General features: G+C 28.6%; 10 protein-coding genes, 1 tRNA gene and 1 riboswitch. Of the genes, 5 read left to right on the top strand and 6 right to left on the bottom strand.

Annotated elements, in window-relative coordinates:
- Positions 1 to 148 precede the first annotated feature (148 nt).
- Positions 149 to 315, bottom strand: a riboswitch (Lysine riboswitch).
- A 273-nt stretch (positions 316 to 588) separates the two neighbouring features.
- Positions 589 to 1,854, bottom strand: coding sequence for an ATP-binding protein (locus T385_RS0103320; protein ID WP_245601782.1), 1,266 nt, complete (start codon positions 1,852 to 1,854; stop codon positions 589 to 591).
- 759 nt (positions 1,855 to 2,613) lie between these two features.
- Between T385_RS0103320 and T385_RS0103315 the strand changes: the two genes are divergently transcribed.
- Positions 2,614 to 3,522, top strand: a complete 909-nt coding sequence (locus T385_RS0103315; RefSeq protein ID WP_029906535.1) for an MSC_0882 family membrane protein — start codon at positions 2,614 to 2,616, stop codon at positions 3,520 to 3,522.
- Between the two features lie 45 nt (positions 3,523 to 3,567).
- The gene (locus T385_RS0103310) at positions 3,568 to 4,116 is read left to right on the top strand and encodes a DJ-1/PfpI family protein (RefSeq protein ID WP_051677984.1); all 549 of its coding nucleotides are present in this window, start codon (positions 3,568 to 3,570) and stop codon (positions 4,114 to 4,116) included.
- 45 nt (positions 4,117 to 4,161) lie between these two features.
- Here T385_RS0103310 and T385_RS0103305 read toward each other — a convergent pair.
- The 4 genes from T385_RS0103305 to T385_RS0103290 all read right to left on the bottom strand — a co-directional run bounded on the left by T385_RS0103305 (position 4,162) and on the right by T385_RS0103290 (position 6,542).
- A tRNA-Leu gene (locus T385_RS0103305) sits at positions 4,162 to 4,245 on the bottom strand.
- Positions 4,246 to 4,270: 25 nt separating this feature from the next.
- Positions 4,271 to 4,642 carry a hypothetical protein gene (locus T385_RS0103300; protein WP_029906532.1) on the bottom strand — a complete coding sequence of 124 codons (372 nt, stop codon included), beginning with the start codon at positions 4,640 to 4,642 and terminating at the stop codon, positions 4,271 to 4,273.
- 99 nt (positions 4,643 to 4,741) lie between these two features.
- The gene (gene plsY / locus T385_RS0103295; protein WP_245601779.1) at positions 4,742 to 5,542 is read right to left on the bottom strand and encodes a glycerol-3-phosphate 1-O-acyltransferase PlsY; all 801 of its coding nucleotides are present in this window, start codon (positions 5,540 to 5,542) and stop codon (positions 4,742 to 4,744) included.
- Positions 5,529 to 6,542 (bottom strand): nicotinate phosphoribosyltransferase, encoded by a 1,014-nt coding sequence (locus tag T385_RS0103290; RefSeq protein WP_029906528.1) that lies wholly within the window; start codon positions 6,540 to 6,542, stop codon positions 5,529 to 5,531. Before T385_RS0103290 ends, plsY begins: the two co-directional genes overlap by 14 nt.
- A 136-nt stretch (positions 6,543 to 6,678) precedes the next feature.
- Between T385_RS0103290 and T385_RS0103285 the strand changes: the two genes are divergently transcribed.
- Complete coding sequence (locus T385_RS0103285) at positions 6,679 to 7,506, top strand: HAD-IIB family hydrolase (protein ID WP_029906526.1); 828 nt, start codon at positions 6,679 to 6,681, stop codon at positions 7,504 to 7,506.
- Between the two features lie 240 nt (positions 7,507 to 7,746).
- On the opposite strand, the gene lepA is transcribed toward T385_RS0103285, so the two are convergent.
- Positions 7,747 to 9,543, bottom strand: coding sequence for a translation elongation factor 4 (gene lepA, locus T385_RS0103280; protein WP_029906525.1), 1,797 nt, complete (start codon positions 9,541 to 9,543; stop codon positions 7,747 to 7,749).
- Positions 9,544 to 9,629: 86 nt separating this feature from the next.
- Between lepA and T385_RS0103275 the strand changes: the two genes are divergently transcribed.
- Entirely contained in the window at positions 9,630 to 10,334 is a 705-nt protein-coding gene (locus T385_RS0103275) for a phosphotransferase family protein (protein WP_029906524.1), read from the top strand.
- A 125-nt stretch (positions 10,335 to 10,459) separates the two neighbouring features.
- Positions 10,460 to 13,684 (top strand): DEAD/DEAH box helicase, encoded by a 3,225-nt coding sequence (locus tag T385_RS0103270; protein ID WP_051677983.1) that lies wholly within the window; start codon positions 10,460 to 10,462, stop codon positions 13,682 to 13,684.
- Positions 13,685 to 13,746 lie beyond the last annotated feature (62 nt).

Raw genomic sequence — 13,746 nt, 5'->3', positions numbered from 1 at the left:
CTTTCGTAGCCTAAAAAAGCTATACTATAGGCTTTTTAGCATAATTTTATATGTCATGAAAAGTACTTAACAAGTGTGCTTTAACCGTTGAAAGAAAAAAACTTGTAAAGCTAAAGCCTTACAAGTTAACAAAAATTATTTATTAAATTGTAGCTATAGCACCAACGAATTTTTCGAAGAGTAACAAACTGTTATGCATTGTTACCATTACTTAAGTATGCCTACTTAAATAATTCGGCTTTTATATCCTTTCAATAGCATCTTTGCATGCCTGCTCAACTATTTACTATTATTAAAAGCTCCTCTATAGACTTTTTTGTATGTTGGCAGGTCTTTGCTCGTGACCTGCTTAATGAACTTTACTCAATATCGCATGCCACAAAAAACTAGTTCGCAATAAAAATATTAATCGCAAACATTGTAATATTAGACATGAAAATATATTTTGTACTTAACATAACGCATTTATTATACTTTAAAAACGTTTTGCATGGTAAAAAAGTGGTAAATAACCTTATTTATGCAAAACTATCAAAAAAATGGCTATTTTTAGCCAAATTTTTTAAAAGTTAGTATAAATGATGCTCATTAAAATTTATCCATTAATAAAAATTCTTGAACATTTACATAAAAATATCCGTTAGAATTGTAATAAGAATCTATATTGTCATTAGTTACTATTATTTTTTTATATGAATCTCTAATTCGATTAAACGACTTGCTTTCTTGGGTGATTTTGGTGTCATTATTTAAAGCATATACAGCTTGGATATAGTATTTTTCATTATCTTTTTGTGCTACAAAATCAACTTCATAATTAATTCTTTTTTTACTTTCATTTATAGTGTCATAACTTTCAACCACTCCGACACTAACACTATAACCCCTTCTTATTAGATCATTATAAATAACATTTTCCATTAAAAATGAGTAATTAATTTCAGAAAAATTTAAAAAAGCATTTCTCAAACCACTATCAGCAAAATAATATTTTAGCGGTGATCCAATATGTTTTAAACCCCTAACATCATAACGTGAAACCCTATCTAATAAAAATGATTCACAAAGCATATCTAGATAATTGTTTATAGTTGCTGGAGCTATGTTAATTTGCATATTGTTTTTAAAATAATTGGTTATTCTAGCTGAATTAGTTAATGAACCAGAAGTAGAAGATAAAACTTTAAGTAAGTCATCTAAAACATTTTTATTATTTCTTAATTTGTATCTTTCGATAATGTCTTTAATATAAACATTATTTACTAAAGATATTAAATACTCTTTTTTTTCCTCTTTTGTCTGTAGTGCAGCAGTTTTGGGCATTGATCCATAAATTAAAAAATCCTTAAAACATTCATTTTTATGTTTATATGTACTTAAAAATTCTTTAAATGATAAGGGATAAACTTTAATGATATCGCCACGACCACGAAATTCTGTGGCGATATCACTAGAAAGCATCTTAGAATTTGAGCCAGTAACATACACATCTAAATTTTTGATGTTTGCTAGTTCATTTAATAATTCATAAATACCAATTATTTCGTCATTAACTTGTTTTGGTTTAATTAGTTGAATTTCATCTATAAATAAATAGTAGTTTTCATCGGTGGTTATTTTGGCTTTCACATAATTAATTAATTCAAAAATATCACGATAAAATGCGCCTTGTAACGTATCTAATTGAATTTTAATAATGTTTTCAGGTTTAATCCCATTATGCATCAAATGATTGTAATATAGATCAAAAAGTAATACACTTTTGCCTACTCTCCTTAAACCAGTAATAATTTTAATTTTGTCATTATTTTGCTTATTAATTAATTTATTTAAATATTCATCTCTTGCTATCATAATTGACCTCAACGATATTATACATTTTAGCTCACAAAAGTGTGATAAACAACAACTTTTTTAGATAGAAACTAGTAGTTAGCTCACAAAAGTGTGATTTTTCACAGTTTTGTAAGCTACTATAATTTTTTATCTTGTTATTTTGAACTATTTTTTTAAAACTGCTAATTTTCTATTTTTTAGAAATTTTGGCACTTTGGTTTTAATAAATAGGAATTAATTTTATTAATTAGTATATTTATAAACATTTAAAGATATTAGCTTTATAACTATTATATTGTCTTATGCCTAATACAATGCTACACAATGTTCGCGAAGCATTCAAACTTTATACTGATGCATCACTTAATGATATAAAATAAATCAATTATTAAATATACTAAAAATGCTAACGAATCATTTATAGTTATTAAAAATATTTTGATAAATGAGGTTATTCAAACTTTGAAGATATTAAAGTAATAGAACTAACTAATATCTTTTGTGGTAAATTAAAATAAGAAGCTAAAGAATTTATTTCTAAAATAAAAGGCACAGTAATTAAAAAAATAAGCAATTCGACTTAAAAAACTATGTTGATGAATTTTTCTATTCAAAGCGAAAAGAATTAAGATAATCTCTTTAGTATAAATTACCAGAATAGTTGTTGTATAGTGCTTTTGGTAATTTCTTAATTTATTTTTTCCATATTAAAAAAATATTAATAATATAACATAAAATATAAATTTCTTTTAATATATAATAATATTAGGAGTAAATATGGCCAAATATACACCAATTAATGATATTGACACTGTTGAAGTAATACAAAATAATCACTCAATCGACCTAGAAAGCAAGGCAAAGAAAACCTATAATGACCCTAAAAACCAAATTTCGCCTCGTGTTTATAGGGTTATTTTTGCTGAAAAATTAATTAAAAACTTAATCATTTTGTTTTATTCAATTTTATTTGTTTCAAGTTTATTAATCTTTACTTTAACCTACTTTAATATTGGTGTTTTTAAAAATAATTATTTATCATATAAAATTATTTTTGGAACATTAAGTGTAATATTTTTACTGTTATTAATTAAGCATGCTATCGATAAGTTAAAATGAAAACATGCTGAGCAGCGCTACCGCAATGCCTTAGAAAGTGGCGATTACATGTCAGATACCACTTTTTATCTTGCGTATCGAAATATTACTCTTAAAGGCGTAAATTTAACTTGGTATTTAATATTTATCTTGACATATATGAGTGTCATTACAGGCATAATTTATGGCATTTATTCAATTGGTAAAATTAACATTTCTTATGATGGAGAATTTGGAAATAGAATTCAATTAACTTATGATATTCCAGCTGTGTTGAATAAAGCTTTTGGCGATACCACTATTTTCTCATTAATTATGGTTTTAGTAATGATTGGAATTACACTTTTATATATCACTTTGAAACTAATTGATCGAAAAAGATTATCTGATTTTTCAGATTTATTAGGGGAAAAAGCTATAGAAATTCATTCGCAAGTTGAGCGAGCAAAAAAAGAACGCAATAGTATATGAATTAAAGTTTATTTTGTAATAGTAACATTAACAATTTTAATCCCTCTTGCTTTAATAATTATTGCAATTTGAAGATTTATTGTGAAGAAGAGAGCAAAAATAGTTAAAGTTCAATAATTTGAAAACACTGTAGCACAGTGTTTTTAGTATAAAGGAGAAAAAATGAATTTATTAGTTTTAGGTTTTGATAATTATAATGATATTGAGCTTAGTACAACCCTATCAGTTTTAAAGGTTGCCAATATATTTGAAAAAATAACTTTTTTTAGCACTGATGCAAAAGCAATAAAAGGACAATATGGTTTAACAAAATTCGAAACAACTAATCAAATTGACTTAGAAAGCTATCACGCGCTTTTTATCCCTGGTGGCCAAGGTGCAAAAATATTATTAAATGACGATAAAGCACAAAATATTGTTAAAATTTTTTTAGCTAAAGATAAATATATCTTTGCGATTTGCGATGCCCCAAATATGCTAATGCATAGATCTATCTTGCCTGTAGAATGCCGTTATTCGTCATACCCATTATGTGGTAGAAACTATAATGTTGGTATAAATAGAAGCACAAAAAAAGTTAATGTTGATAATAAAATTGTTACAGCAAGCTGTCCAGGTGCATCATTTGATTTTGCCATAGAAATTGTTAAAGTACTAAAAGGTGATGAAGCTAAAAGTGCAATTCTAAATCAAATGTATCCATCTGAATAAAAAAATTCTCCTGCAAAAGGAGAATTTTAATTGAATTTAATCATATGGTGCCCAAGACAGGACTTGAACCTGCACGCCTCGCGGCAGCGGATTTTGAGTCCGCAGCGTCTACCATTTCACCACTTGGGCATGGATAAATTTTACCAAACCTTTTTTAGTTCGTAAAATTTTTGTGGTATTTTCTTAAAATTAAAAACTTCAAAACATAAGCTAAAATCATTGTTGGGAAAACCTGAATTACCACTAAAGACATAATAGTGGCAATTTTTATCCCCCTATTTTGTGCTTCATATAAATATTTTGAAAATGGTGAAGAAGCTAATAATAAAGATAACATTAAAATTAAATACGTAAAGCAAATAGAAACAATAAACGAGCTTATTATTATTGAATAGTGTGCAATTTTTGTATTTCTTTGTTCAATTGAATAATCATCTTTTTCCTTTAAATTTCATAAAAAATAAACTTGAGCTAGAAAGCTAAAAAATCCAAAGACAACTGCAAAGGCAATTAAATAATTTCACATATTTTAATTATATAAAAAAAATTATCTCTTGCTGAGATAATTAATTGCATTTATTTGTTTTTGAAAACACTGTAGCACAGATGTTTTAGTAACAAATAATTATTTAGTTTTATTTGATTTAAAGCTAATTTTTCTTTCTTCACCACGAATTAAACGTTTAATGTTTCCGTGGTGAAGAGATATCACAATTATTGCAGTAATTAAGCTATAAATTCCTGAAACAAATCAATACTCACTTAATGATTCGATTGTAATTACATCGCTATATTGAATATTATTCATTCAAAAGCCAGTGATTCCTTGAGTAAATCATGGGATGAAAGTTATAATAGGAAATAAAGCCGAACAAATTATTGAACCTAATGAAACTTTTTTGCTTATCGATACAGTACTAAAGAAAACGATAGCCGCTATTAAAAACAAAACCGGATTAATAGCCAACATAAAGGCGCTGGAACATGCTACACCTTTACCGCCTTTGAATTTAAATCAAATCGGTCAGCAGTGGCCCAAAACGGTACCGAAAGCTAATGATTGAGGCGAAATAAAATAAATTTTATTAAATTCTGGTCAAGCACTCTGACATAATGCGGACAAAATATAAACAGGGATAATTGTTTTGAAAAAGTCTATAAAATAGACGAATAAGGCAAATTTAAGCCCATAAGTTCTTAAAGAATTAGTGGCTCCAGCATTCTTTGAATTATGCTCACGAATATCACTATTTTTGTAGCGGTTAGATAAAATAATTGCACTATTTAATGAGCCAATAAATAAATATCCAAAAATGACAAAAGCTAAATTTAAGCCAATTATAGCTAAAATAGTTTTAGCATCGTTAGGATATTCATGGGTTGGTCCTCAATGAGGCATTACAAATGAAGTATTACTTTTTGACATAAGTAATTAGCTTATCGTTGGGACGATAGCCTCTTCCTTCCTTGGCTTGTTTGTGGCCATTTAACAATGTTGCGTCTGCTGAAAAGTTTACTCAAATTCTTAAAATCGATCCGCCTACTCCATACATATCTACAGGCGCATTATTATCTTCGAATCATTTAATTTTTTCGGCGTTTAAGCCCGATGAAACTACAATTATAGCATCTTTAGCCCCTGCCTCATCTAATGCTTTTCTCAAGCGAATAATTTGCTCTGGGTTGACCCCGTATTGGTCTTGACTGACTGGCTCATTATCAAACATATGATCGCGCATATTCGCTGAAGTATCAACTCTTACACCGGCGAAATTTTCGCCTAAAGCTTCATAAGCTTCAAGAGATTGGGTTATAACATCGTTGTGATAATCAACTAATGCAATGATTTTTTCCTCTGGAAAAACTTTTTTATATGCTAAACAAGCTTCACGTAATGAACCATCAAAATTTTGAATAAATAAGTGAGGCATTGAGCCAAAAGAAGAATCATTTTTATCTACATCTTGTGCATCGGTTGAAACAATTTCTACACCAGCCAATTTAACTGCTTTGCCATCTATTTTATGCATTGAATAGTGATCTGCACGGTCACCCATAAAAATAATTTGTTTATTTTTTGCAGCTTGTACACAATGATAAGCATTAGTTGCAATCGAAGAACTGTGAGCTAAAATTCCATCAATCATGCCTTCATAAATTCCAAAATCTTGCCAAACCCCTTCGAGTTCTAAAACAACTTCTTTATTGTTAATAATTGTACCTTCTGGGAGATATCTAATTTTATATTTGCTTGTATCGGTGTTCTTTTCTAATAATTCTAAAACTTCATTCATACCTGCTAATAAAACATTATCAGCACGCTGAAAAAATTGTAAAACAACAATATTTTTGTTGTCTACCCCTTCAAGAATCTTTTTAGTAGTTATAAAATATTTAGCTACATATTCATTAATGTTTTTAACCATAATTTAATCCTTATATATTTACTTATATATATTTTAATAGTAAAAAATATATATTAAAATATATTTATAGTTTTATCTAAAAATATTTTTAGATTTTGGTTATCAAAACACTGTAGCACAATAAAAAAGGAAAATTATGAGCAAAAAAATTAATGAGTTAAATTTTGATATCAAGGCCTACTTTTTTGATTTAGATGGCACCGTTGTGGATTTGCCAGAAGAAGAAAAACAAATTTCTGATGAAAATATTCAAGCCTTACAAAACTTAGTTAAAAATAAAAAGGTGACCTTTTCAACCGGCAGGGGCTATAATGAATTTACCAAAAATTTAGCTTTAAAAATTGGTTGTGAGCATTTAATTACTTTAAATGGAGCTCAAATTTATAATCCAAATACTGATGAATTAATTAAAGAATTTTCAATGGATTATGACCAAAGCGTGGAAATGATAAGCTATTTTATTAAGCGAAATTTATACTTTTTAATTAATGGCGAAAGAATAATTTATCATCAAGATCAAAGCAGAAATGAATTTATGCGTTCATGAGTTGATAAATGCACTTTTAAAACTTTTGATGAAATTCCACATTTTGAAAATTTTAAAAAGCTACTTGTTTTCGGTTTAGATGAAATAGGTACGCAAAAATTAATGGATGAACTAAGCCAAAAGTATCCAAATTTTGCTTTTCACCTCGTAAGTAGAGGCTATTCTATTGAAATAACTCATAAAGATGCTAACAAAGGAAATGCAGCTTCAATAGTTTGCTCTTTATCAAATATTAACATCAGAGATGCTGTTCATGTTGGCGATAGTGGAAACGACACATATGCTGCTGGAATCTTGGGTGCACTTATAATTATGGATAATGCTATAGATTCAGCAAAAAATAAAGCTGATTACATCGGTACAAATTATAAAAATGCTGGAATTAGCAAATTGATTAATATATTAGAAACGAAATAACAAAAACACGTGTGCTAATAGCCGTGTTTTTGTTATTTCGTTTTTTGGACTATTAATAGTTATTTGTTTCCAATTTGCCTTTGAATAAGTCTAATTCGTCAATTGTCTTTATTGCTAAAATAAATTATTAACTGTTTTTTTTACTTTTTGGAACTTTTGACATTAATTTTTAACTATTTCAGACTTAAACAATAATAGAAAGTAAAAAAACAATATCAATGCCTGATATTGTTAAAATAATTATTTCCTATCAATATTTGTTTTAAGAATTTGTAAAAATGCTTCTTGAGGAATTTCAACAGAACCAAGCATTTTCATACGTTTTTTGCCGGCTTTTTGTTTTTCCAAAAGTTTCATTCTTCTAGTTACGTCTCCACCATAAAGCTTAGCGGTAACATCTTTACGAAATGCTTTAATTGTTTCACGAGCAATAATTTTATTACCGATAGTAGCTTGCACTGGAATTTCAAAGTTTTGTCTTGGGATTGCGTCTTTTAATCGTTCACATAAATCTCTAGCCTTTGGATAGGCACTTAGTTCGTCAGTTATAATTGAAAACGCATCGACTTTTTCGCGATTAAGTAAGATATCAACTTTGACTAAATTGGCTTCTCTATAGCCAATTAAGTCATATTCAAAACTTGCATAACCTTTGGTTGTTGACTTTAGGCGGTCGAAAAAGTCGATAACAATTTCAGCCAAAGGCATCTCATAAGTTATTTGAACTCTTGCTCCATCAAGATATTCCATATTTTGATAAATTCCACGCTTATTTTGACATAACTCCATCACATTACCGATATAAGATTCAGGGACAATTATTGAGGCATAAATATAAGGTTCTTCAATGTGATCAATAAATGTTTTATCAGGCAATAAAGCTGGATTAGAAATCATTTCAATTGTGCCATTAGTACGATAAATTTTATATTGCACCGTGGGCGAAGTTGCAATGATGCCAATTTTGTATTCACGATTTAATCTTTCTTGCAAAATTTCCATATGTAGCATTCCTAAAAAACCGACACGGAAACCAAAGCCTAAGGCTTTAGAGGTTTCCTGTTCTCAAATAATCGAGCTATCAGATAGAGAAATTTTTTCTAAGCTTTCTTTTAAATCCATATAGTCGCGAGTATCAACAGGGTAAAACCCTGTAAAAACCACAGGTTTTTGCTTTCGATAGCCAGGTAAAGCCTCTTCAGCTGGTTCTTCAACTAAAGTGATAGTATCGCCAACCGCAACCTCTTTGGCATCCCGAATCGAAGCTGCGATTCAACCAACTTCTCCAGCTTCTAGCTGATTTTTTTTGCTTTCGTGAGGATTTCTGACCCCGAGTTCAATAACGTGATATTCAGCATTATTTGACATAAATTTAAATCTATCGCCAACTTTTAACTTGCCGTTGAAAATTCTTACAAGCATAATAACACCGCGATATTCATCAAAATATGAGTCAAAAATTAAGGCTTTTAGCGGTTTATTATCATCTGCATCAGCAGGTGCAGGCACATATTTTTCGATTGCTTCTAAAACAGCTTCGCAATTTAAGCCTGTTTTTGCAGAAACACAAACCGCATTTTCAGCTGAAATACCTATTACTTCTTCAATTGACTTTTTAGTTGCCTCAATATCAGCACTAGGTAAATCAATTTTGTTAATAATAGGAATAATGGTTAAGTTATTTTCTAGTGCTAAATAAACATTAGCTAAAGTTTGGGCTTCAATTCCTTGGGCAGCATCAACAACTAATAAGGCGCCTTCGCAAGCAGCTAATGAACGAGAAACTTCGTAAGAAAAATCGACGTGACCGGGTGTATCGATTAAGTGAAAAATTAAATCTTTATACTTAATTTGTACAGCATTAAGCTTAATTGTAATTCCTCTTTCGCGTTCCAAATCCATTTGATCTAAAAATTGTTCATCCATGTCATGGTTGCTAACGGTGTTTGTGAGCTCCAAAATCCGATCAGCTAGCGTACTTTTACCATGATCAATATGAGCAATGATCGAGAAGTTTCTAATTTTGCTTTTGTCCATTGTTCACCTACTTAATTATTATGATATTGTTGTTTTGATATTATAATATTAAATTAAATTATTAAAAATAGAAGTTTGGAGTTAAGATGGAATTAATTAAAAAAGGACATACTAATATTTCTTATTTCGATAAAAATCAGTTTTATCAAATCAAAACAAATAATGGATTTAACCATAAATTAGACTATACAATGTTAGAAATCTTTGATTTCGTTCCAAAATTAATTAGCAACAATGAAAAAGAAATCCGTTGAGAAATTATTCAAGGTAATGAGCCTGAATTAACTAATGAAAATTTAGTTAAAATAGCAGTAAACATGGCTATTTTGCATAATTCTAATTTAAAATTTCCAGCCACTAATCATGCGTCTAGAATTAAAAAATATCGCCAAATACTTCAAGAAAAAAATATCAAAATTAATGTTTTAAATGATTATTTTCGCCACGTTAATTTAACTTTAAGAAAAATGGAAAAATCAACTCCACTTCACAATGACCTTTGACCATTCAATATGATTGATACTGGTAAAAAAATATTTTTTATTGACTGAGAATATGCATCAATGGGTGATAAACATTTTGAATTAGCTTATTTTATTGAATGCACTGAATTAGATGACGAAAAAGCAAAAATATTTTTAGATGCTTATGGTAATTATGATGAAGATTTTTTATTGAGACATCGCATACTAGTTAATTATTTAGTGATATTATGAGCTTATAGTCAAGAAACTCTTCCCTTTGATTGCACTAAGTATATGCAAAGAATTAGACAGCTAGATAGTATATAAATTATTTTGTTCCCAAATATCCAGTACCACAGCATTTTTGGGAACAAAATATTTTTTTTATATGCTTTTTTAGACTTAATTTTTTTATTATATATAATATTAATGTAGATATTAATGAGGTTGCAATGAAACAAGATTTAAAAGAAAATAACCATAATAATTATGAAACTTTACTTCAAAATTTATTAGATGTGTCGCCTAATGATCCATCTATTTTTGCGAAAATTAATAACAAATTTAGCTTTGATTTCTTTAAGGTTTTTGGACAAAAAGCTTTTGATATCATCTATCGCCAAAAAAACTTCAACATACCAATATTAGAACAAAATTTAGTTGTCGCAAGTGATGAAATTACTTCAGGTGATACAGCTGAAAAAGTGCTACAAATTCTTGATGAAAATGGTATTGAAATTAGCGAAAATAAATTAAACAGACTAAATAAAAATTTTAATGATGCTAAAGAAAGTATAATTGAAGAGATAAAGCTCCTTTACCAAAGACAGTCATTACGATGAAAATTATTTTTAAATCGAGCTAAAGAAATAAGCGATGAAACTAACTCATGACCAATGCACCTTGGTTTTGCCTTTGTTAAAGTTAGCATCGATGGCAAGGCCGTTTATGGACCTTTATTTTTAAAAGAAGTTTACATGAAAATTGTAAATGGTGTACCTCATTTAAGTAGTGACGGTGAAATTGTACCGAATGAAAAATTACTTTTTTTGCTTGGAAATGCCAATTTTGATTTAAAAATTGGTGAAAATATTGGTAATTTTAGCATTAGAGATATGGTTGAATATATCAATGAAAAATGAGATGATCTTTATCACCCAAACCTAAAATTAGATCAACCTTTTGTTAAACAATATACAGATACAGTAATTAATACAACTTTAGAATTTTGTCCTGGTTTAATTTTAGGACTATTTCAGCCTGTGGGTGGCTATGTTAGAAATAGAATGCTTGAAATCATCAACAATGATCAGCTTAATAAAATTTTAAAAGTCGAATTTAATAAAAACACCTATAAACAAAAGGTTTCGGATGCATTATTTGATCCTAAAACTTCAATTTTTAAAATTACTCCAACTAATTATTCACAAGATAGAGCTATTGCTTCTTCATTAAATCAAAATACAATTATTTGAGGCCCTCCAGGAACTGGAAAGAGCCAGACAATTGTTAACATTTTGACAAATTTATTGGTTTATCAAAAAACTTCCTTAGTTTGTTCACAAAAAAAAGCAGCTCTTGAAGTGCTTCGTAAAAGATTGGAAGATTTAAATATTTTTTGCTTTTTTGTTTTAAATAATAAAGGCATGAATAAGCATAATTTTTATAAACCAATCCAAGATTATTTAGACTATTTAGAAAATTTCGAGGGGGAAGCAAAATTAAGCCCACTACGAGCAATTAGTAAACAAGATGTTGCTTTCGTAACTAATATTGGTAGCTTTGCGAATAAAAAAAATTTTAATACATATGCTAAGTTACTCCATCATCTTTCTGGTTCTTGGTATTTACTTAATCAAGAAATTTTTGAGGCATTTTTACAATTAGATGCAAGCTATGTTTATCCTGAAAATTTAAACTTTTCAAGCGTTAAAGAAATGATTAAGTCAGTAAGAAAGGTAAATAAATGTTCATATAGTTTTTGAGACAGAAAATACTATAGAATAGCCAAATTAGTCAAAATTACATATCCATTTTTAAAGCAACTAAACTTAAATTTAAATAAAGTTTTACCATTAATAAAAGATTTAAATGTTGAAGACTTCAATGAATTAAAAGGACTAATGACTATCCTGCCTGAAGATAATAACGAAAGAATTTCAGACATTAAGCAAATTAAAAGATTTGTAGCCAAAAACATTATTAAGCGATTATCAGCTTTAACTCAGGAAGAAAAAGAACTCTACCAAGAATTTTCAACTGTGGTAAGAATCGGTAACCTTGAACCTTATAAACTAATTAAAAGATATGCACAAATAATTAAAAAAGTTTTCCCAGTTATAATTACGACACCTGATACTGATTTGTCAGCATGAGAAAAAGAAGAATTTGACTATGCAATCCTAGATGAATCTTCACAAATTTTTATCGAAAAAGGCTTGCCTGTGCTTTATTTAGCTAAAATTAAAATTCTTGCTGGCGACAATCAACAAATGAAGCCAAGTAACTGGTTCGGAGTTAGAGTTACGGATGACGAAACAATTTATGGCAATGTTGATAGCTTGTTAGATTTTGCTAAAAGTGTTGGTGTTTACAATGTACTTTTAGACAAAAACTACCGTTCAAATTACGCTTCACTAATGACTTTTAGCTCTAAATATTTCTATAATTCAAATTTAGATGTTATTGACTCTGCAGAAAAGCCTTATGGATATTATCCAGTTGAAGTTATTGAAGTTAATGGAGTATGAGAAGGTTCAAAAAATGAAGCAGAAATCGACGAAGTTATTCGCTTGACTCTTGCTAATAAAGATAAGTATAAAAAAATTATTATTCTTTGCTTCAATGCAAAACAACAAGAAGCTATCACAACAAGGATTTTTGCAGAATATCCAGATTTAGAAGCAAGAATAGAGAACAAACAAATTATGCTTCGTAATATTGAAAATATTCAAGGTGACGAGGCAGATTTAGTTATTGCTTCTGTGGCTTATGATGCTTCCACTTCATTCCATGCAACATATGTTGGTCGAGGTGGTGGAATGAACGCTTTAAACGTTGCCATTAGCCGTGCAAAAGATAAAATGATTGTTGTTAAATCATTTAAAGCAAGTTCAATTAATAATCCAAATGATAATCCTGATGTGAAAATATTTAAAAAATGAATTGAATTTTTAGAATATTCAGAAGAAGAAAAGCAAAATTTATTAGATATTGATTTTAACCAAAACGCCACCGAAAAAGCAATTTTAGAAGATTTTGAAGATCACAAAACAATGACAATTCCAGTCGCTTCAGAATTAAAACAAGAAATAATGCAAAGTTTACAACAATGAATTGAAAATAAGGATCGTTTCTATCTTGCAGAAAATGAATCAATCGGTACATTAAAAGTTGACTTCATTGTAAAATGTGCTCATGTTCCGGTTTTAGCGATTTTAGTCGATGATTATTCTTACGTTGGAAATGCTGAAAAATTCATTCAATTAAATGATTTATGTCGTTTTATTCAAAGCAAAAAATATAGACTCTTTAAACTAGATAGAATAGCATGGGAAGCTAAAAAAGACGAAATCATTGAAATTATTAATGAATTTCATTTAAATGATCTGGCCACAAAAATAGTAGATACAGCTCAAATTAATGAAGATTTAAACAATAAAACTATTGAATTTTAATAAATATAACGGTAAATATACTGTTATATTTTTTTACTTATTTGGCTGCAATACAGATAAAT

Origin of the sequence: Mycoplasmopsis opalescens ATCC 27921 (assembly GCF_000712185.1) — a bacterium.
Classification (GTDB): Bacteria; Bacillota_I; Bacilli_A; order Mycoplasmatales; family Metamycoplasmataceae; genus Mycoplasmopsis; species Mycoplasmopsis opalescens.
Note: the sequence above shows the minus strand (reverse complement) of the source record. Positions and strands in the feature narration are given on the sequence as shown.